Annotated in this window: 12 protein-coding genes; 6 read left to right on the top strand and 6 right to left on the bottom strand. The window is 75.1% G+C overall.

Going from position 1 to position 18,310, the window contains the following annotated elements; genetic code table 11:
• Positions 1-21: 21 nt before the first annotated feature.
• From ACH5AO_RS06725 to ACH5AO_RS06705, 5 genes are read right to left on the bottom strand one after another with little or no spacing between them, the layout of a single operon-like run.
• Complete coding sequence (locus tag ACH5AO_RS06725; protein WP_398922501.1) at positions 22-789, bottom strand: ABC transporter ATP-binding protein; 768 nt, start codon at positions 787-789, stop codon at positions 22-24.
• Positions 773-1,636: an ABC transporter permease gene (locus ACH5AO_RS06720; protein ID WP_398922499.1), complete on the bottom strand. Its 864-nt coding sequence runs from the start codon at positions 1,634-1,636 to the stop codon at positions 773-775. The genes ACH5AO_RS06725 and ACH5AO_RS06720 overlap by 17 nt, the downstream gene beginning before the upstream one ends.
• Positions 1,633-2,976 (bottom strand): ABC transporter substrate-binding protein, encoded by a 1,344-nt coding sequence (locus tag ACH5AO_RS06715; protein WP_398922496.1) that lies wholly within the window; start codon positions 2,974-2,976, stop codon positions 1,633-1,635. Before ACH5AO_RS06715 ends, ACH5AO_RS06720 begins: the two co-directional genes overlap by 4 nt.
• Before the next feature lie 14 nt (positions 2,977-2,990).
• Positions 2,991-3,218 (bottom strand): ferredoxin family protein, encoded by a 228-nt coding sequence (locus ACH5AO_RS06710; RefSeq protein ID WP_003992261.1) that lies wholly within the window; start codon positions 3,216-3,218, stop codon positions 2,991-2,993.
• 42 nt (positions 3,219-3,260) lie between these two features.
• Positions 3,261-4,049, bottom strand: a complete 789-nt coding sequence (locus ACH5AO_RS06705) for a GntR family transcriptional regulator (protein ID WP_398922494.1) — start codon at positions 4,047-4,049, stop codon at positions 3,261-3,263.
• Between the two features lie 352 nt (positions 4,050-4,401).
• Between ACH5AO_RS06705 and lanKC the strand changes: the two genes are divergently transcribed.
• The 4 genes from lanKC (at position 4,402) to ACH5AO_RS06685 (ending at position 11,129) form a co-directional block, all read left to right on the top strand.
• Positions 4,402-7,014, top strand: a complete 2,613-nt coding sequence (gene lanKC, locus ACH5AO_RS06700) for a class III lanthionine synthetase LanKC (RefSeq protein WP_398922491.1) — start codon at positions 4,402-4,404, stop codon at positions 7,012-7,014.
• A 37-nt stretch (positions 7,015-7,051) separates the two neighbouring features.
• Complete coding sequence (locus ACH5AO_RS06695; RefSeq protein ID WP_030855946.1) at positions 7,052-7,180, top strand: SapB/AmfS family lanthipeptide; 129 nt, start codon at positions 7,052-7,054, stop codon at positions 7,178-7,180.
• 165 nt (positions 7,181-7,345) lie between these two features.
• Positions 7,346-9,118: an ABC transporter transmembrane domain-containing protein gene (locus tag ACH5AO_RS06690; protein WP_398922488.1), complete on the top strand. Its 1,773-nt coding sequence runs from the start codon at positions 7,346-7,348 to the stop codon at positions 9,116-9,118.
• Positions 9,119-9,254: 136 nt separating this feature from the next.
• Positions 9,255-11,129 carry an ATP-binding cassette domain-containing protein gene (locus tag ACH5AO_RS06685; RefSeq protein ID WP_398922485.1) on the top strand — a complete coding sequence of 625 codons (1,875 nt, stop codon included), beginning with the start codon at positions 9,255-9,257 and terminating at the stop codon, positions 11,127-11,129.
• Between the two features lie 42 nt (positions 11,130-11,171).
• Here ACH5AO_RS06685 and ACH5AO_RS06680 read toward each other — a convergent pair whose 3' ends face one another.
• A complete protein-coding gene (locus tag ACH5AO_RS06680) occupies positions 11,172-11,771 on the bottom strand; it encodes a LuxR C-terminal-related transcriptional regulator (protein WP_398922483.1) in 600 nt (199 codons plus the stop codon).
• A gap of 584 nt (positions 11,772-12,355) precedes the next feature.
• On the opposite strand from ACH5AO_RS06680, the gene ACH5AO_RS06675 reads away from it, so the two are divergent.
• Positions 12,356-13,225, top strand: coding sequence for a DUF4132 domain-containing protein (locus tag ACH5AO_RS06675; RefSeq protein ID WP_398922481.1), 870 nt, complete (start codon positions 12,356-12,358; stop codon positions 13,223-13,225).
• 41 nt (positions 13,226-13,266) lie between these two features.
• Positions 13,267-18,279 carry a DNA-binding protein gene (locus tag ACH5AO_RS06670; protein ID WP_398922479.1) on the top strand — a complete coding sequence of 1,671 codons (5,013 nt, stop codon included), beginning with the start codon at positions 13,267-13,269 and terminating at the stop codon, positions 18,277-18,279.
• Positions 18,280-18,310 lie beyond the last annotated feature (31 nt).

Here is an 18,310-nt window from a genome sequence, read left to right as displayed (position 1 = left end):
GGTGTCCACCGGGAGTGCCTTTCAGGAACCGAGTGAGGTGAGGACGTCGCGCCGCAGGGCGACACGCGCGGGATCGTCGTGGGCGGCGCGCTCGCGCGGGCGCGGCACGTCCCGTACGGCGACGAGGCGGCCCGCGCCGAGCAGGGCCACGCGGTCGCCGAGGAACAGGGCCTCGTCCACGTCGTGGGTGACGAAGACGACGGTGGCGCCCGTGCCGTGCAGCACCTCCACCAGCAGGTCCTGCATGCCGGCGCGGGTCTGCGCGTCGAGGGCGCCGAACGGTTCGTCCATCAGGACGGCACGGGGCGCTCCCGCCAGGGCCCGGGCCAGCTGGGCGCGCTGGCGCTGCCCGCCGGAGACGCGGTGCGGCAGCTGCCGGGACTGTTCGGCCAGCCCGGTGCGGGCGAGCCAGGAGTCGGCCTGCGCACGGCGTTCGGAGCGGGACAACCCCTTGATGGCGAGCGGCAGTTCGACGTTCGCGCGCAGGGTGCGCCAGGGCAGGAGGGAGTCCTCCTGGAAGACCAGCGCACGGTCGGCGGAGGGCCCCGTCAGCGGGCCCGCGTCCTGGGTGACCTCTCCGGCCAGGGGCGGCAGCAGTCCGGCCAGCGTGCGCAGCAGCGTCGACTTGCCGCAGCCGGAGGGGCCGACGACGGTGAGGATCTCACCGGCGGCCACACAAAGGTCCACCCCGTCGAGCACGGGCGCGCCGGGCCGTCCGAGGACGGCACCGCGCAGGGCCATCCCCGCGCCGGCGCGGGCGGTGGACCGCACGTCAGACGAGCTGGTCATGGGGCACGTTCTCCTTGGTCCCGGGTCCGGCCGGGGTGAGGGCCGCGGCGGCGCGCGCCCGGCGTGGGGCACGCCCGCCGGGGACGTACGACGTACGCGGCAGCCAGTGGGTCAGCCGGCGGCCCAGCAGCTCGACGGCCGTGGAGGTGAGCCAGCCGAGCACGCCGATCGTGACCATGCCGACGAACACCCCGGGGTAGTCGACGACCGTGTAGTCCTGCCAGGTGCGGTAGCCGACCCCGTACTGGCCGGAGATCATCTCGGCCGAGATCACGCAGATCCACGCCACGCCGATGCCGACCGACAGGCCGCCGAAGACGCCGGGCAGCGCGCCCGGCAGGACGACCGAGCCGAGGATCCGCCACCGGCCGCCGCCCATGGTGCGCACCGCCTCCTCCCACACGGGGGTCAGTGCGCGCACCGCGTGCCGGGTGGAGACCAGGACCGGGAAGTAGGCGGCGGTGAAGGTGATGAAGACGATGCCCTGTTCGTTGGAGGGGAACAGCAGGATCGCCACGGGGACCAGGGCGATGGCCGGGACGGGGCGGACGACTTCCAGCAGCGGGCCGAGCAGGTCCCCGGCGAGCCGCGAGCGGGCCACGAGCACGCCCGTGGCCACCCCCACCACCGTGGCCAGCAGGAAACCGGTGAGGATACGGGTGAGGCTGTCGGTCAGATCCGTCCAGTAGTCGGGTCCGGACAGCCGGTCGGCGAAGGCCCGGCCCACGTCGGTGACCGTGGGGAACTGCGAGAAGCGCAGCCAGAGGTCGACGTCCAGGGCGGTCAGCAGCTGCCAGAGGCCGAGTCCCGCGGCCAGGGACAGCCCGCGCAGCGCGTACCGGGTCACGACGCCCGCTCCAGGGCCTCGGCGTAGGTGACGACGCGCGCGCCGCCGTGGCCGTCGACGTACTCCCGCGCGGTCTCCGGCGTGACGAAGGGCAGCAGCTTCCTCCCGTCGGCCACCCACACCGCCTTGTCGGCGAACCACGGGGTGCCGGTGGTGGCGTCGGGGACGTAGGCGGCGCGGACGGTGTCGCGGTGGGCGGCCACGTGACCCAGCAGTCCGGCGGGCGACCCGAAGGTCCGCGTCCGCGCGGAGCCCTTCGGCCACACCTCGCTCGCGGCGGCCGGGGGCGTGGCGGCGAGCCGCTCGGCGTACGCCGTCCCCAGCGCCCTCCTCACGTACCGGTCGTCGACGAAGGAGTCCACGTCCACGTCACCGGTCAGCTTCGCGGACTTCAGGACCGACACGTCCTGCTTCAGGGCGGAGACGAGCCGGGGCCTGATCGCCGGGTCGAAGGTGGCGATGCCGTGGGCACCGTTGTAGAGGTAGACGACCTCGGCGGGCAGACCGGTGATCTCCGCGACCTTCTCGGCGGCGGTGACGGGATGGTCGTTCAGGTGGTCGGTGGCCTGCGCCTGGGCCTTGAGGAACGCCTCCAGCACGGCCGGCCGCTCCTTCGCGAAGTCCTCGCGGGCGGCGACGCCGTGGAAGGTGGGCAGGTCCAGCCGCGCGCCGTCGTACAGGGCCTTCGCCTTGCCCTGGTGGGCGAGCAGGCCGGGCCAGGCGACGAACTGCGACAGCGCGTCCGCGCTGCCCGCGGCGAGGGCCGAAGCGCCCACCGCGGGCTGCTGGTTGAGCTTCTCGATGTCCTCGGCGGGGTCGATGCCGGCGCGTTGCAGGGCCCGTACGAGCGTGCCGTCGGCGGCGGAGCCGACGCTCGTGGAGACCTTCCTCCCCTTCAGGTCCTTCAGGGAGGTGAGCCCGGAGCCGGGCGCCGTGACGATGGTGTTCAGGCCGCCGCGCGGATTGTAGCCGGTGACCGAGACCAGACGGGTGGGGCGGCCGAGCTGCTCGCCGCGGGCCGCGTTGATGAGCAGCGGGAAGTCACCCATCGAGCCGATGTCGATCTTCCCGGCGGTCATCTGGGCGGTGATGGGGGCACCGGTGGCGTAGTCCTGCCAGACGACCTTGTAGGTGACGCCGTCGCCGAGCGCGTCCAGTTGCTTCTCGAAGTAGCCGAGGGAGCGGAGCAGGGTGCCGGCCGTGACCGTGTTGATGGTCCTGGACTGGTAGCCGACGGTGACGGTGACCGTGGAGCCGTCACCGGCCCCGGCGTCACCGCCGCAGGCGGTGAGCGGGAAGAGGAGGACGGCCGCGGACACCGCGGCTGCCGTGCGTTTCATGGGGGCGGGACCTTTCACCGGAGCAGGTAGGGCATGTTGACCGTGACGGCTCCGGTGGGGCAGCGGGCCGCGCACGGGCCGCAGTACCAGCACTCGTCGACGTGCATGTACGCCTTGCCGTTCCGCTCGTCGATGGCGAGGGAGTCCAGCGGGCACATGTCCACGCAGAGCGTGCAGCCGTCGATGCACTTCGACTCGTCGATGGTCACGGGCACATCGGCCCGCTGGGGCGCCAAGGGCATGGCTGTCTCCGGGAAGGTCGCGCTGAAGGGAGCGGGTGGTGTCTACAGGGAGCGGTGCAGCAGGCCGCTCATGGTGATGCGGTCGCCGCGGAAGCGGATGAACTCCAGGTCGACCGGGCGGCCGTCCGCGAGATGGGTGAGGCGTTCCAGCATCAGGACGGCCGTGCCGCGCGGGGCCTCGAGGACGGCGGCGGAGTGGGCGTCCGCGCTGACCGCCTCCAGGGTGATCTCGGCGTGGCCGAGCCGTTGGCCGGTGACGGTTTCCAGGAGGCGGAAGACGTCGGTGTTCTCCAGGTCGGCGCCGAGCAGGGCGGTGCCGATGTCGAGGGGGAGGTACGTGAGGTCGAGGGAGAGGGGGAGACCGTTCAGGCGGCGCAGGCGTTCGACGCAGAGGATGTCGGTGCCGGGCGGGACGTGGAGGCGTTCGGCGACGGGGGCGGGTGCGGGTGCGGGGGCCATGGTGCGGATCTCGTTGGTGACGTGGCCGTGTTCGCGCAGGGTTTCCGCGAGGCCCATCAGACGGTCGAGGCCATGGGGGTACTTCCGGGCGACGACCACCGTGCCGACGCCGGGGAGGCGGTCCACGAGGCCCTCGGCGCGGAGGAGGTCGAGGGCCTGACGGACGGTGTTGCGGGAGGTCCGATAGTCGGTGGCGAGGGTCGACTCGTGCGGGAGGGTGCCGGCCGGGAAGCCCCTGGTGAGGAGCTGGCGGCGCAGGAGGTCGGCGAGCTGGCGTGCCCGGTCCGCGCGCAGCCGGCGCCGCGTGCGCTGGGCGGCGACGGTGGGCGCGCCCTGGCCGGCGTGGTCTCGGACGCGGTCGGTGGGCGGCATGGCCGGAACCCTACCGATCCAGTAGGGATAGTGGTGTTGCTGAAGTGTTGCGCCACTTGACGCATCATCGGACGCGCCGCTGACCTGGTCCTTCGTCGACCGGGAGGGAAGATCTGCCAGGGCCCGCCGACGTGGGGGATGCCGGGCGGGGCCGCGGGATCCCCTGCGTACGGAACCTCCGTCGTCGGGCGCCGGACACCGGCCGCCCGCGGGGGAAGCGGGCCCCGTCCCGCCCGGTCCGCGAAGTTACCCGTGCGTTCCGCACGTCGGAGTGATGACAGCGGTGACTGTGCGAGGCGGTACGCCGCGTGACAGCGTCATGCCCGTCAGCGATCGGCGGGAAGGAGCCGGCGTGAACAAGGGCTATGCCGTGTACTGCGACGCGGACCCGTACTTCTACGACGCTCCGCACCGCACCGCCTCCCCGGCCGGCACCGGGCGCTCCCGGTACGCCGCGGCCTCGTGGCCCGTACCGCCCGGATGGCAGAGCAACGAGAGCGGGGACTGGCTCGCCCTGCGTCCGGCCGGCGCCGAACTGCCCGACCAGGGGTGGAAGATCCACGTCTCCGCCTGTCTCGACAACGCCGAGTCCGTGCTCGAACGCGTGTGGCGGCACTGCGTCGCCGGCGGCACGGCCTTCAAGTTCGTCCCCAGCCGCTATCTGCTGCACCAGCGCAACGCCAAGTACGCGGACCGGGCGGGCAGCGGCAAGTTCATCACCGTGTACCCGGCGGACGAGACGCGGTTCGAACGGCTCGCGGGCGAGCTGTCGGAGCTGCTGGCGGGCGAACCCGGACCGTACATCCTGAGCGATCTGCGGCTCGGCGAAGGACCCGTGCACGTCCGGTACGGAGGTTTCACCCGGCGCGACTGCCATGACGCGCAAGGGGAGTTGCGGCCGGCCGTGACAGGGCCCGACGGCGTGCTGGTGCCCGACCTGCGCGGCCCCGTCTTCCGGGTGCCGGACTGGGTCGATCCGCCGGCCTTCCTGCGCCCGCACCTGAAGGCCCGGGACGCGCTGACCGTGGGCGGCCTGCCCTACGCCGTCGAGTCGGCGCTGCACTTCTCCAACGGCGGCGGTGTCTACCTCGCCCGCGACTCCCGCACCGGGGAGCGGGTCGTCCTCAAGGAGGCCCGGCCGCACGCCGGTCTGGCGGCCGACGGCGCGGACGCCGTGACCCGGCTGCACCGCGAACGCCGGGCGCTGGAGCGGCTGTCCGGCCTCGACTGCACACCCGAGGTGCTCGACCACCTGACGGTCGGGGAGCACCACTTCCTGGTGCTGGAGTACATCGACGGCAAGCCGCTCAACACCTTCTTCGCCCGCCGCCACCCGCTCATCGAGGCCGACCCCGGCAAGGAGCGGCTGGCCGAGTACACGACCTGGGCCCTCGACGTCCACGCTCGGGTGGAACGCGCCGTCGAGGACGTCCACGCCCGGGGCGTGGTCTTCAACGACCTGCACCTGTTCAACATCATGATCCGCGAGGACGGCGGCGTCGTCCTGCTGGACTTCGAGGCGGCGCACCGGGTCGGCGAAGCCGGCCGGCAGACCGTCGCCAACCCGGGGTTCGTGGCGCCGTCCGACCGGCGGGGCGTCGCGGTGGACCGCTACGCGCTGGCCTGTCTGCGGCTCGCGCTGTTCCTCCCGCTCACCAGCCTGCTGGCGCTGGACCGGGGCAAGGCGGCCCATCTCGCCGAGGTGGTGGCGGAGCGGTTCCCGGTGGACCGGGCCTTCCTGGACGCGGCGGTCGACGAGATCACGGGCGACGCCACCGCCGGCGCCCGGCCGGCGCGCCGGACGGCCGGGCCGGTGGTGCCGGTCCGGCCGGACGACTGGCCCCGCAGCCGGGACTCGATGGCCGCCGCCATCCGCGCGTCGGCGACACCGTCCCGTACCGACCGCCTCTTCCCCGGCGACATCGCGCAGTTCGCCACCGCCGGCGGCGGACTGGCCTTCGGCCACGGCGCGGCGGGAGTGCTGTACGCCCTGGCCGGGAGCGGGGCGGGCAGGGACGAGGACGGGGAGCAGTGGCTGCTGGAGCGGACCGAGCGGCTGCCGTCGGGCATGCCGCCCGGCTTCCACGACGGGCTCGCCGGCCTCGCCTGGACGTTGGAGTACCTCGGCCACCGCGACCGCGCCCTCGACCTCGCCGGCCTCCTCCTCGACCAGCCCTTCGACCACCTGGCCCCGGACCTGCACAGCGGCACCGCCGGAGTGGGCCTGGCCCTGGACGCGCTGGCCGCGGCCACCGGGGAGACCGCCCTGCACGCGGCGGCCCGGCGCTGCGCCGAGCTGACCGCCCGGGGCGGGCCGGCCGGGGACGGGAGCACCGGCCGGGGCCGCGCGGGACTGCTGTACGGGGCCGCGGGACGCGCCCTGCTCTTCCTGCGGCTGTACGAACGCGACCGGGACCCCGCCCTGCTCGACCTCGCGCGGGACGCGCTGCGCCGGGACCTCGCCCGCTGCGTCCGCGGCGCGGGCGGCGCCCTGCAGGTGGACGAGGGCTGGCGCACCATGCCCTACCTGGGCGCGGGCAGCGTGGGCATCGGCATGGTGCTCGACGACTACCTGGCGCACCGGGACGACGAGGAGTTCGCGCGGGCGAGAGGCGAGATCGTGGCCGCGGCGCAGGCCATGTTCTACGCCCAGCCGGGCCTGTACCGGGGTGTGGCCGGGATGGTGCTGTACCTCGGCCGCACGACGGCCGAAGTGCCCGGCACCGGTCCGGAGGCCGTCCGGCGCCAGCTCGACGCGCTGTCCTGGCACGCCATGTCCTACCACGGCCGGCTCGCCTTCCCCGGTGAGCAGATGATGCGTCTGTCCATGGACCTGTCCACCGGCACGGCGGGGTGCCTGCTGGCCGTCGCCTCCGTCCACGGCGCCCCGTCCGCCGGGCTGCCGTTCCTTCCGCCGCCGCACACGCGGGGCGGCCCCATGACTCGGCCCCTCCCGGGGTCGTGATGCAAGAGAATCCGTTGTCCTACGAAGGGAAGATGTCATGAACCTGCTCGACCTGCAGTCGATGGAGACCCCCAAGGAAGAGGCCATGGGCGACGTCGAGACCGGCAGCCGCGCGAGCCTGCTGCTCTGCGGCGACAGCAGCCTGAGCGTCACCACCTGTAACTGACGCGGAGGTCGACCGCCGCGGCGACGCGGCGCGTCACGTCGCTCGGTTCCGGCGCCCCGGGTTCTCGCCCGGGGCGCCGGTGCCCGCTTCGGAGGACACCGGCCACCCGGCACGCCGGGACGGCCGGTGTCCGGTCACGGTGGACGGACGGAAGGAGGCCGGCTGGTGCCGACGACCGGGTTCCGGGTGCGGCGGACGGGCAGGGCGCGGGACGGAGCCGACGGCGCGACGCCGGGGCGCGCGCCCGAAGCGCTGGTCCTGCTGTGCTCGGTGGGAGCGGCCGCGGCGACGGTGGCCCAGCCCTTCGCCCTCGGCCGCACACTGGATCTGCTCCTGCGCGACGGCGGAGCCGACGGCGCCGCGGGACGCTGGCTGGCGCTCAGTGCCGCACTGCTCCTCGGCGAACTGCTCCTCGACAGCCTCACCTCCCTGTTCACCGGCCGCTGCAACGCCGTGTGGACGGCGTCCGTCCGCTCCCGCGCCTTCGACGGCCTGCTGCGCGCCGTACCGGACCACGCGCGGCCCTTCACCCCGGGGGACGTCGGGACCCGCCTGACCCTCAACGCCGCCGACGCGGGCGGCGCCCCGGCGGCCCGGGCGGCGCTGGCGGCCTCGATGGTCACGCCGGTGGGCGCGCTCGCGGCGCTGGCCGTCGTCGACGTGTGGGTGGCGGCCTGCGTACTGGCCGGGCTGCCCGCCCTGGCGCTGGTGCTGCGGACCTTCGCCCGCGACACCGGTGCCTCGGTGGCCGCCTACCAGAACGCGCAGTCGCAGCTCGCCTCCCGGCTGCTGGAGGCCCTGGAGGGCGCGGCGACGATCGCCGCCGCGGGAACCCGGGCCCGTGAACGGGCGCGCGTGCTCGAGCCGTTGACGCGACTCGACGCCCTGGGCCGGCGCATGTGGACGCTGCACGGACGGGCCCTGGGCCGAAGCGGTGTCCTGGTGCCCCTGCTCACCCTGGCCGCCACGGCCGTCGGCGGCCTGCGCCTCACGTCGGGCGCCCTGAGCGTGGGCGAACTGCTCGCCGTGTGCCGGTACGCGCAGCTGACGGCCGGCGTCGGCGGCGCCGCGTCCCTGCTGGGCGCGGTGGTACGGGGCCGCGAGGCGCGGAACCGGACCCTGGCACTGGCGGACATGCCCGCGCTGGAACACGGGACGCGACGTCTTCCCCCGGCCGGACCGGGCGATCTCGAACTACGCGGCGTGCGGGTGGTGCGCGACGGCAGGCAGGTCCTGCGTGCCGACGGTGTGCGGGTGCCGGGCGGCACCACCGCCGCGGTGGTCGGCCGCAGCGGAGCGGGGAAGTCCGTCCTGGCCGCCGTGGCGGGGCGGCTGATCGACCCCGACGAGGGGCATGTGCTGCTGGACGGCGTCCGCCTCGACCGGCTGACCCGGGAGGCGCTGCGCACCGAGGTCGCCTACGCCTTCGAGCGCCCGGCACCGGTCGGGGGCACGGTCGCCGAGGCGGTCGCCGCCGGCCCCCGGCGGGTGTCGCCCGAGCAGGTCAGGGAAGCCTGCCGTGCCGCGGGCGCCGACGGCTTCGTCCGCCGGCTGCCGAGCGGTTACGACACCCCGCTGTCCGCGGCGCCGCTCTCGGGCGGCGAGTACCAGCGCCTCGGGCTCGCCCGGGCGTTCGCGCACGCCGGACGGCTGCTGATCATGGACGACGCGACGTCCAGTCTGGACACCGCCACGGAGCACGAGGTGGACCGGGCGCTGCGCCACTCGGTGCGGCCCGGAACCAGACTGGTCGTCGCGCACCGCCCGTCGGTGGCGGCCCGGGCGGATCTGGTGATCTGGCTGGAGGACGGGGGAGTGCGGGCCGTCGCACCCCATCGCGAACTGTGGGACGTGGCCGGCTACCGGGCGGTCTTCGGCGCCGGGGCACCGCGTACGGGCACCACGCCCCGGCCCCGGTCCGAGGGGGTGCGGCGGTGACGCGGGGTGCGGGTGTCGGGTTCGGGGTGTCGTGCCGCGCCGCGCCTCCCGCCCGTCGTTTTCTCACTGTGGACGCCGGGGCTGTGGCACCGGGTGTGAGCGTCGTGGGCCGGCCCCGGTCCGAGGGGGTGCGGCGGTGACGCGGGGTGCGGGCGACGGGTCCGGGGCGCTGCGCCGCGTCACGCCGCCCGCCCGCCGTTTCCTCGCCCGCCGCACAGGGGTGCTGGCGCGGCTCGCGCTCTGGTCGCTGGCCGAGACCGGGCAGGCGTTCCTCGTGGGCTACGGCGTCGCCCGCGCCGTCGACCAGGGGTTTCTCGCCGGTGACGCACCCCGGGGGCTGCTGTGGCTCGCGATCGCGCTGGTCGCCGTACTGTTCGGTGCCCCGGTGATCCGGGGCGTCTTCGCCCAGCTGGCCGGATTGACGGAGCCGCTGCGCGACGGCCTGGTGCGGCGCGCGGTCGACCGGTCCTTCGCCCGGGCCCTCCCGGGCGGGGCCGGCGGGACGGACCGGGCGGCCGTCTCCCGGCTGACGAATCAGGTCGAGATCGCCCGGGACAGCTTCGCCGGTCTCGTCCTGACGCTGCGTTCCTTCGTCTTCACCGCCGCCGGAGCGCTGCTGGGGCTGCTGTCGCTGCACCCCGCCCTCCTCGTGGTGGTGCTGCCGCCGCTGACGGCCGGCCTGGCGCTGTTCCTGGCGACGCTGCGGCCCATGGCGGCGGCTCAGCGACGCGCTCTGGCGGCCGACGAGGCGCTGGGCGATCACGCGGCCCGGTCACGGGCGGCGCTGCGCGACCTGACGGCCCACGGAACCACGCCCGGGGCGGCGCGGCGCGGCGCGGAGCTGGTCGACGGGGCCGCCGCGGCGGCCCGTGTCCTGGCCGGCTGGGCGGCGGTGCGCACGGCGGCGCTCGGTGTCGCGGGTCAGCTGCCCGTCCTCGCGCTGCTGCTGGCGGTGCCGTGGCTGCGCGGACGAGGAGTGACGGCGGGCGCACTGCTGGGCGCCTTCACCTATCTCGTCCAGTCGCTGCTGCCCGCCCTGCACACGCTGATGACCGCGCTCGGTGCGGCGGGGGCCCGGCTGCTGGTCGTCCTCGACCGGATCATCGGCCCGGAGCCGGAGCCGGAGCCGGAGCCGGAGCCGGCGGGGGCGGGGGCGCCGACGGTCGGGCACCACGCGTGGCCGCGGCCCGCGCGCCCGGCCGCGTGCCGTCCGGCCACCGGCCCCAAGGACGCCGGCGCCCCGCCACCGGCTCGCGGGGGACGTCCGGCGCGCGGCGGACCGACCGCGGCGGTGGAGCTGCGGTCCGTGACCCTGTCCTACGGCGCCCGCGCGGAACCGGTCCTCGACTCGCTCGACCTGCGCGTCGCCCCGGGTGAGCACCTCGCGGTCGTCGGACCGAGCGGCATCGGCAAGTCGACGCTCACCCGCCTGGTCGCGGGGACACTCGCGCCGAGCGGCGGCGAGGTACGGGTGTCCGGCCGGGAGGTGACCGGGCGCGACCCCGCCGAACTCGCCGCGCTGCGCGTGCTGGTGCCCCAGGAGGCGTACGTCTTCTCCGGGACCGTGGGCGACAACCTCGCGTACCTGCGCCCGGACGCGGACCGCGCCGACCTCGCCGCCGCCGTCGGGGCCCTCGGCCTGCGGCCGCTGGTCGAGCGCCTGGGCGGGCTCGACGCACCGGTGCGGCCCGCCGGACTGTCCCCGGGCGAACGGCAGCTCGTCGCGCTCGCACGCGCCTACCTGTCCCCCGCGCCCCTGCTGCTGCTCGACGAGGCCACCTGCCACCTCGATCCGGCGTCCGAGGCGCGCGCGGAGGAGGCCCTCGCGCGACGCCCGGGAACGCTGCTGGTGGTGGCACACCGCCTGTCGTCGGCCGTCCGCGCCGACCGGGTGCTGGTGCTGGACGGGACGGAGGCGGTGTGCGGCACGCACGAGGAGGCGCTGGAACGCTCGCCGCTCTACCGTGACCTGACGGGCCACTGGAACGGCGGCCCGGCCCGGGAGCCCTGACCGGGGCCGGCCCCGGTCAGGGCGGGATCACCGCACGGCCCGTCACGTCCATCCGGCGCTCTGGACGATGCGTATCGCGTCGACCCGGTTGCGGGCGCCCACCTTCCGGATCGCCGTGGCCATGTAGTTGCGGACGGTGCCCCGGGACAGGTGCAGCCGGGCCGCGATCTCGGCCATCGGCGCCCCCTGGGAGGCGAGCGACAGCACGCTCAGCTCGCGGGTGGTCAGCGGCATCTCCGCGCCCTCCAGCAGGGCGACCGTGAGCGTCTGGTCGAGAAAACGTTTCCCCTCGGCGACCGTGTGCACCGCCGTGATCAGTCGGTGCGCCGGGGCGTTCTTGTCGACCAGCCCGAGGGCGCCGCCGTCGAACGCCCGACGGAGGATCCCCGGCCGCTTGGCGGTCGTCAGGACGACGAGCCGGTCCCCGCACCGCGCGCGGAAGGGCGCGTCGTGCGCCTGCCCCGGCCCCCGCAGGCAGTCACCGTCCACGACCCACACGTCCGCCGGCGACGGCATGTCGCGGTCCGGCGGTCCGGCGCCGGGTGACATGGACGAGACCTCCAGCGCGGCATCGGACCTGAGCAGTTGCACCAACGCCGACCGCAGTAATTCCTCGTCGTGCACCACGACAGTACGAACCATCTCCCCCACCTCTTGTCAGCGGCTGCGCCCGCGGCAGCCGGCCACACCCCTCCCGGGCCACGAGCCGTGTGCCCTGATCCACCCGAAACAACACGACACGTACGCACGTGCGAACCGCACCGGACGTAATCCGCCGTCCCCGGTGCCCCTCGCGGAGGCGGACGGCCGTGCCCGCCCGGCCGAAAACGACGGAACCGCACGCCCTCCGGCGGGAGGTGCCGGCCCCCGCGGAACGCGGCGGCCGGCCGTCACGCCCGCGCCGACGGTCCCGTTGCCCTGGTTACGACGGCACATCGCCGGACGGAGCGGACCCGCCACGCCGGACGAGAGGGACCGGGCGGCGAGTCCGCCCCGTCCGGGGTTCGGCCGGAAACGGTCACCGTCCAATCTGGCGCGAATCCCACCGCCCTTCCGGACGGGCGACGTCGCCCGGGCCGTCCCGCCGACTCTGGTCGGAGCGGGCGCCGGTGGACTGTCGGTGGGTGCCTCTAGTCTTTCGACCGTCGTCACAGCGGGGCACGCCGACCGGGCCGTTGCCGGATGCGCTGTGCCGGATTCCGAGTGGCGGGAGAGGCGAGCGATCCATGGGCTGGCTGGCAGCGGGCGACACGTACGAAGTCGCCCTGGTGGAGGGCAGGGTGGTGGCACGGTCCACATCGGGACCGTCCCCGGCGGAGCAGGCGGGAACCCTGCCGGAGGAGATACGGGACCGCCCCGAGGTGCGAGAACTCCAGCGGTTCGCCGAGTGGCTGGAGCGGCACGCGGCCGAGTGCGCCGCGCAGGTCGGCACCTGGATGGTGTCCTCGCTGCCGGTGCCGGTCGGTCTGCTGGCCCGGCTCTGGCCCGACGAGGCGTGGCGGTCCGCGCTGCGCGACATCGTCGTCGTCGGTGACGGCCCCGACGAGACCGGCTTCCTGCGCGACGCGGACGACTCGGGCGAGCTGCGGGTGGTCACCCTCGACGGAGAGACCGTCCGCCTGACGTCCCGCACGGTGACCATGCCCCACCCCGTCCTCCTCCCGGACCTGGAGGAACTCCGCACGTTCGCCGCCGAGTTGGGGGTGACGCAGGGCGTCGAGCAGATCCACCGCGCCACCTGGCACAAGCCCGCGGGCCTCGACGGGTCCGCCGACTCGGTCCGCGAGTTCGCCGGCGCCGAGTACCGCTCGTGGTTCCACCTCTCCTCCCGCATCACCTCCCTCGGCTACAAGGTCTCCGGCAGCAGCGCCGTCGACCGGATCCTGGACGGCGGGCATGTCGTCACCGCCTCGGTCGGCATGAGCGACCCCTACACCGAGGAGAAGGCCTGGACCGGTGACCTCAGCTGGAACGACGAGGACGGCTACCGCCGCCTGCCGCTGACCGAGGTCGGCCCCGTCGCCTGGTCCGAGGGCATGCGCATGGCCGCGGCCCTGCACGCCGGCCGCACCGTGACCGAGGACGGCGCCGCGTGAACGACACCACGGCAGCACACGCCCGGGAAAGGCACACCCTCATGAACGACCCGACGATCCGCGGCGGCGCGCCGGCGGACCCGGAGGAACTGCTGCGCGCCGGCGCGGTACTGCCGCCGGGCACCGGCGGGGCGGGCGACCGGGCCGTGCCCGTGTACACCCAGGCCTACCGCCATCCGGGCCTGGACGGCAGGATCGTCGTACGCCTCACCACCGAGGAGCGGACCGGCGGCCCGCGCACCGGTTTCCTCGGCCTCGAACCCGAGGGCGAGCCGGTGGAGGTCGGTCTCGGCCGGCCCCGGGCCCTGGGCTTCCCCGACTGGGTGCTGGTCCACCACCCCTCGGACGGCCACCTCGCCATGTCCCTGGTCGAGGAGATGAACAAGGTGGCGCGGAAGGCGAGATCGAGCCCGAAGCGGGCCCGCGCCGCCTACGAGTCGATCGGCGAACGGCTCGCCGGCTCCGTACCGCACTTCCTGCCGACCTTCTACGAGCAGGCCGGCCGGGTCTTCCTGGCCGCCGGCGAGACGGCGTACGCGTCCCAGATGTTCGTCAACGCGCGCAAGGCCGAGACGGCCCACGCGCTGCCGTTCGACGAGGCGCGCATGGACTCCGTGTTCCTGGAGTTCGCCCTCGCCGGCGCCATGCCGACGAAGGTCCTCTCCAGCTACGCCAAGGGACTGGCCTCCCGGGTCCCGGCCGCGACGGCCTTCCGGCACCTGCGCGGACTGTTCGTCCGGCTCGCGGCGCACGGACTGGCTCCGTCGAGCCCGGGCGCGGCCGAACTGCGCAAGCTGGCGAAGGCGGTCGCGGGCAGGGACGCGCGGACGGAGGAGATCGCCCACCTGCGCGAGATGCTGACGCTGCCCGGCACCCTCAAGGCACCGCCCGCCTGGTGGAAGGCGCACCGGCAGGCCCTGCTGGAACTGACCCGGCGGGAGCCCGCCGTCCGCGGCACCCTGCTGGGCCTCATGCCCGAGGAGTGGGAGGGCGGGGACCTGTCCCAGTGGCTGGACCTGCTGGAGAAGTCCGGCGCCACCGCCGGACTGTGCGATCCCGCGCTGCCAGCCGAGGTACGGTCCCCCGACGGCACGGCCGGGTGGACCCGCAGATTCCTCGACCTGTGCGAGGTCGACCGCCGGCGTCTCGCCCCGCCGGAGCTCGCTCCGCTCGTCGACCGCATGGCCGACGCGCTGCGTGCCGAACTGCACGCCACCGGCGGCACGTTGCCGCCCCCGGCCGGTGACGTGAACCTCCTCGACCAGCTCCTGTCGCTGCGCATACCGGTGGCGGACCCGTGGGACGGCCAGAGCCTCGGCCTGACCGACTGGGCCGCCCTCGACAACCGGCGCGACCTCCTCGCGCTGGAGGCCGACACCCGCTTCCGCCCCGCGTTCCGGGGCGGCTGCCCCGAGGACGGCCGGGACAACCACAAGGAGACCCTCCTCACCCTGGCGAAGTCCCCCGGCGGGCGGCCCATGCTCGCCGAATGGGTGGGCGAGGTCAGCCGGAGGTACCTCACCGCCGAACTGCCCGCGTTCTCCGGCTACTCCGGCGTGCTGAGCACCCTGGACCGGCTGCCCGGAGAAGTGCTGGCGGTCGCCGAGGAGGCGGTACGGGACGCACTGAGCACCGGGACCGCCCCCGCGCTCGCCCGCGCACTGCGCAACGGCGTCCTCGACGAACTGGGCTGGCCCGCCTGGGAGGAGGCGCTCCCGCCCTGCGAACCGGGGCAGCGTGTCCCGGAGGTCCGGGTCGTCGACGCCTGGCCGTATCTCGTCGTCATGACCGGCACCCAGGTCCGGGTGATCGGCGCGGAAGGCACGGTACTCACCCACGAACTGCGGCTCCCGCCGGACATGGCGGACCGGCTGTGGCGCGTCAGCTGCCAGTACGTGGACGGCGAACTGTTCGTCCGGTGGCACTCGTACTCCACCGGCACCGAGGGCTACTGGAGCCACACCCCTGAGCCGTCACCGGTGCCCGTCGAGGGCTACCTGGACAGCGCCGACGAGGCGGGCGGACGCGACGCGGACCGGCTCCTCGTCTCCCTCCCGCTGCCCGGGGGCGGACGGACCACCGGCCACGGCGTGCTGCGCCGGGGGGACACCCTGGTCCCGGCGAGGCGGCCGGTGATCGGCGACGGGACGTCGTACTGGGTGTGGGCCGGCCAGGGGGCAGAGGACGGGCAGCACACCTGGCGCGCGTACGACCCGGCCGGCGGCACCGTGGGCGAGCCCGGTGCGCCGGAGTGGTTCGGCGGGGGAGCGGGCACCGGCTCCGAGGACCACCTGTCGCGGAACTCCTGGCTGCGGCCGGACCCCACCGCCGTACCGGGTCCCCTGTGCGCCCCCGTGGACGGTCTCCTCGGCTGGCGCCTGACGAGGCTGCCGGACGGCCGGGTGCGGGGCGAGGACCTCGCCGGACGCTCGGTCGTCGTACCGGACGACGGCGAGGACACCTTCCCCCGGCACGCGCTGCGCTTCCCCGGCACCGGACAGACGCCGGCCGTGATCCGGCACTGGCACGGCGTCCGGCTGCTCGGCCCGGACGGCACGGTGCTCGCCGAGGTCCCGGAGCACCGGACGCACGGGCACTTCAGCGCGGGCACCGCGCTGCTGCCGCCCCTGAGCCACTGGCACCTGCTCCGGCCCCGCGACCCGCAGGGCTCCGCGGCGCTCCGCCGGATCGACGAGGACACCGCGCGGGCACTGCTGACCGGGGCCGTGGCGGAGCGGCCGCGGAACACCGGGAACCCGGACGCGCCGGCCGGGGACGACCAGGACCTGGTGCCCGGACTGGTCCGGAAGCTGCTGCCGGAGGTCGGCCACGAGGCGCTGCGGGCGGGCATCACCGGCATCGTGCGGTACGCCGCCGAGCAGCAGCGCGTCCTGGACGCGGCGCTGGCCCGGCTCGACTCCGCGGTCACCGGGGAGGTGTCGCGGGAGCCACGGCCCAAGGTGGGCGACGGCGTGCTCGGTGCGGCGCTGAACGGCGTCGGACTCACCATCGGCTGGCGCCGCCGGTTCTACGACTTCCACCACCACCTCTACGATCTGCCGGCCCTGCTGGGCCGCTCCCTGCGGGGTCTGGCCGAACCGGCTCCCACGGGCCGGACCCACCTCGATGCGGCCAGGCAGGAGTCCCTGGAGTGCCTGCACGTCCCGGCGCTGCCCTTGCTGCCCGCGATCCTGGCGCTGCGGGCCGGCTCGGAGGCCGTCGTGGAGGAGCACCGGAAGGCGCTGGACGCCTACCTCGAGGAGTTCGACGCGCAGGGGCTCACGGACCTGGACCCCGGGCACTGGCGGGGGGTCCGGCTGCGGCTGGACCAGAGCCTGTTCGAGGGACCCGACGCCATCCAGGGGTACCGGGACGCGACCGTGCTCGACCTCGGCGACGGCGCGTTCCTGGTCTTCCCCGAGCATGCGTTCCGCTTCCTCCAGGACCGGGACCCCGGTGGCGATTCCACCGGCCGGCACTACGGTGCGCTCTTCCACGACCCGTCCGGCCGGTTCGAGACACCCGCGCCGTACACCCTGATCGCCGCCGGACCGCTGGTGCCGGAGCCGACGCGGCCGCCCGGCTGGGCCGCGGCGTTCCGCGCCGAACTCGCCGGACGCGGACCGGCGCCCTGGTTCCCGGCGGCCGCCGAGGAGTTCGCGCGGCTCACCGGCGTCACCCCGACCATGGCCCGGCTGGTGGTCGCAGGCCTGCCCATGATCGACGACGAGCGCGTGGCGGTGCCCTCGGCGACGCTGAGGACGATCGGCGTGAAGTCGGCCGACGCGCGCGTGGCCAAGGACGAGCTGAGGAACCTCGACGCGGACGCCCGGCAGGCCGTGGTGGCGGCGCTGCTGCCCGCCGATCCGTCCCGGCTGTGGACGGACGGCCCCGACGCCGCCCGCGCGGCCGAGGTGTGGAACGAGCGGCTCGGCCGGCGCGCGCCCCTCCCCGAGGACCTGCTCCACGACGCGGTCCGCGGTGTGGTCTCCCCGGGCTGGGCACCGGCCGAGGCACTGCGCGGCTTCCTCGACGTGACCGCCGAACCCCGGCTGTCCCGGGACCTGACCTGGAGGATCGGCCCCTACCGCCCGGAGAGCACCGAGAGCGCACCCGGCTTCGACGGCGCCGTCCTGAAGGGCTCGGTGGCCCTGGCCGCGTGGCTCGCCCACCGTCTCCCGGCCGGCGACCCGATCCGCGCCACCCTGCCCGGCGTCCTCACCGCGCTGCGCGAACGGCTGTCCCACCCCGGCCTGCTGATCGAGGTCGACCGGCGGACCGACTGGGAGGAGTTCCGGCGTGCCGCCGGAGAACCCACCGAGACCGGCGACGACTTCGTACGCCACGGCGCGGTCGTGCTGGGCACCGGGAGGTCCGGACCCGTCCCCGCCATCCGTCCCGCGCTGCTGGACGCGACCGGCAACGACCCGCACCTGACGGCCCTGTTCACCGGCGAGCGGCCCAACGCCCAGGAGACGGCGCTGCGTCTGGTTCACGACCGGCGGTTCGCCGAACTGCTCGCCGACCCCGGCAACCCGGTGGCGGGTGAGCGCGACGCGGACGGGACGTGGTGGCCGCAGGATCCCGCCCGGTCCGTACCCGACCTCGTCACGGAGGTCGCCGAACGGTGCGGCATCGGCGAGGACGCCGCCGTCCTCCATCTGATGCTGCTCGCCCTGCCGGACCCCACCGACCGCAACACCGCCCGCTGGACCGGCTGGGGCGGACAGCGCGGCGGAACGGCCAGGCTGCGGGCCGCCCGCGCCGAACTCGCCGCCACCGGCCTCGTCATCGAGGGCAACCGCTCCAAGGCCGGACGCTCCCTGTTCCTGCCCGGCGGCTGGACCCGGCTCACCACCCCGCACCTCCCGCTGGAGCGGTGGAAGCTGCCGATGTACGGCCTGCCGGACGGCGAGGAGCCCGTCCTGGGCGCCGTGGTGCCCCTCCAGCCCGTCGCCGCCCTCTACCGCGAGGCCTGGCGGCGGGTCCAGGACGGGGACGGGCCCCAGCTGGAGGAACTGGAGGTGCCGCGACCGCGGAAGCGCCGCCGCTGAGTTCCGCCACGCAAGGGGGGACGGCCGTCCC

The organism is Streptomyces sp. NPDC018964 (genome assembly GCF_044390325.1).
GTDB lineage: Bacteria > Actinomycetota > Actinomycetes > Streptomycetales > Streptomycetaceae > Streptomyces.
Note: the sequence above shows the minus strand (reverse complement) of the source record. Positions and strands in the feature narration are given on the sequence as shown.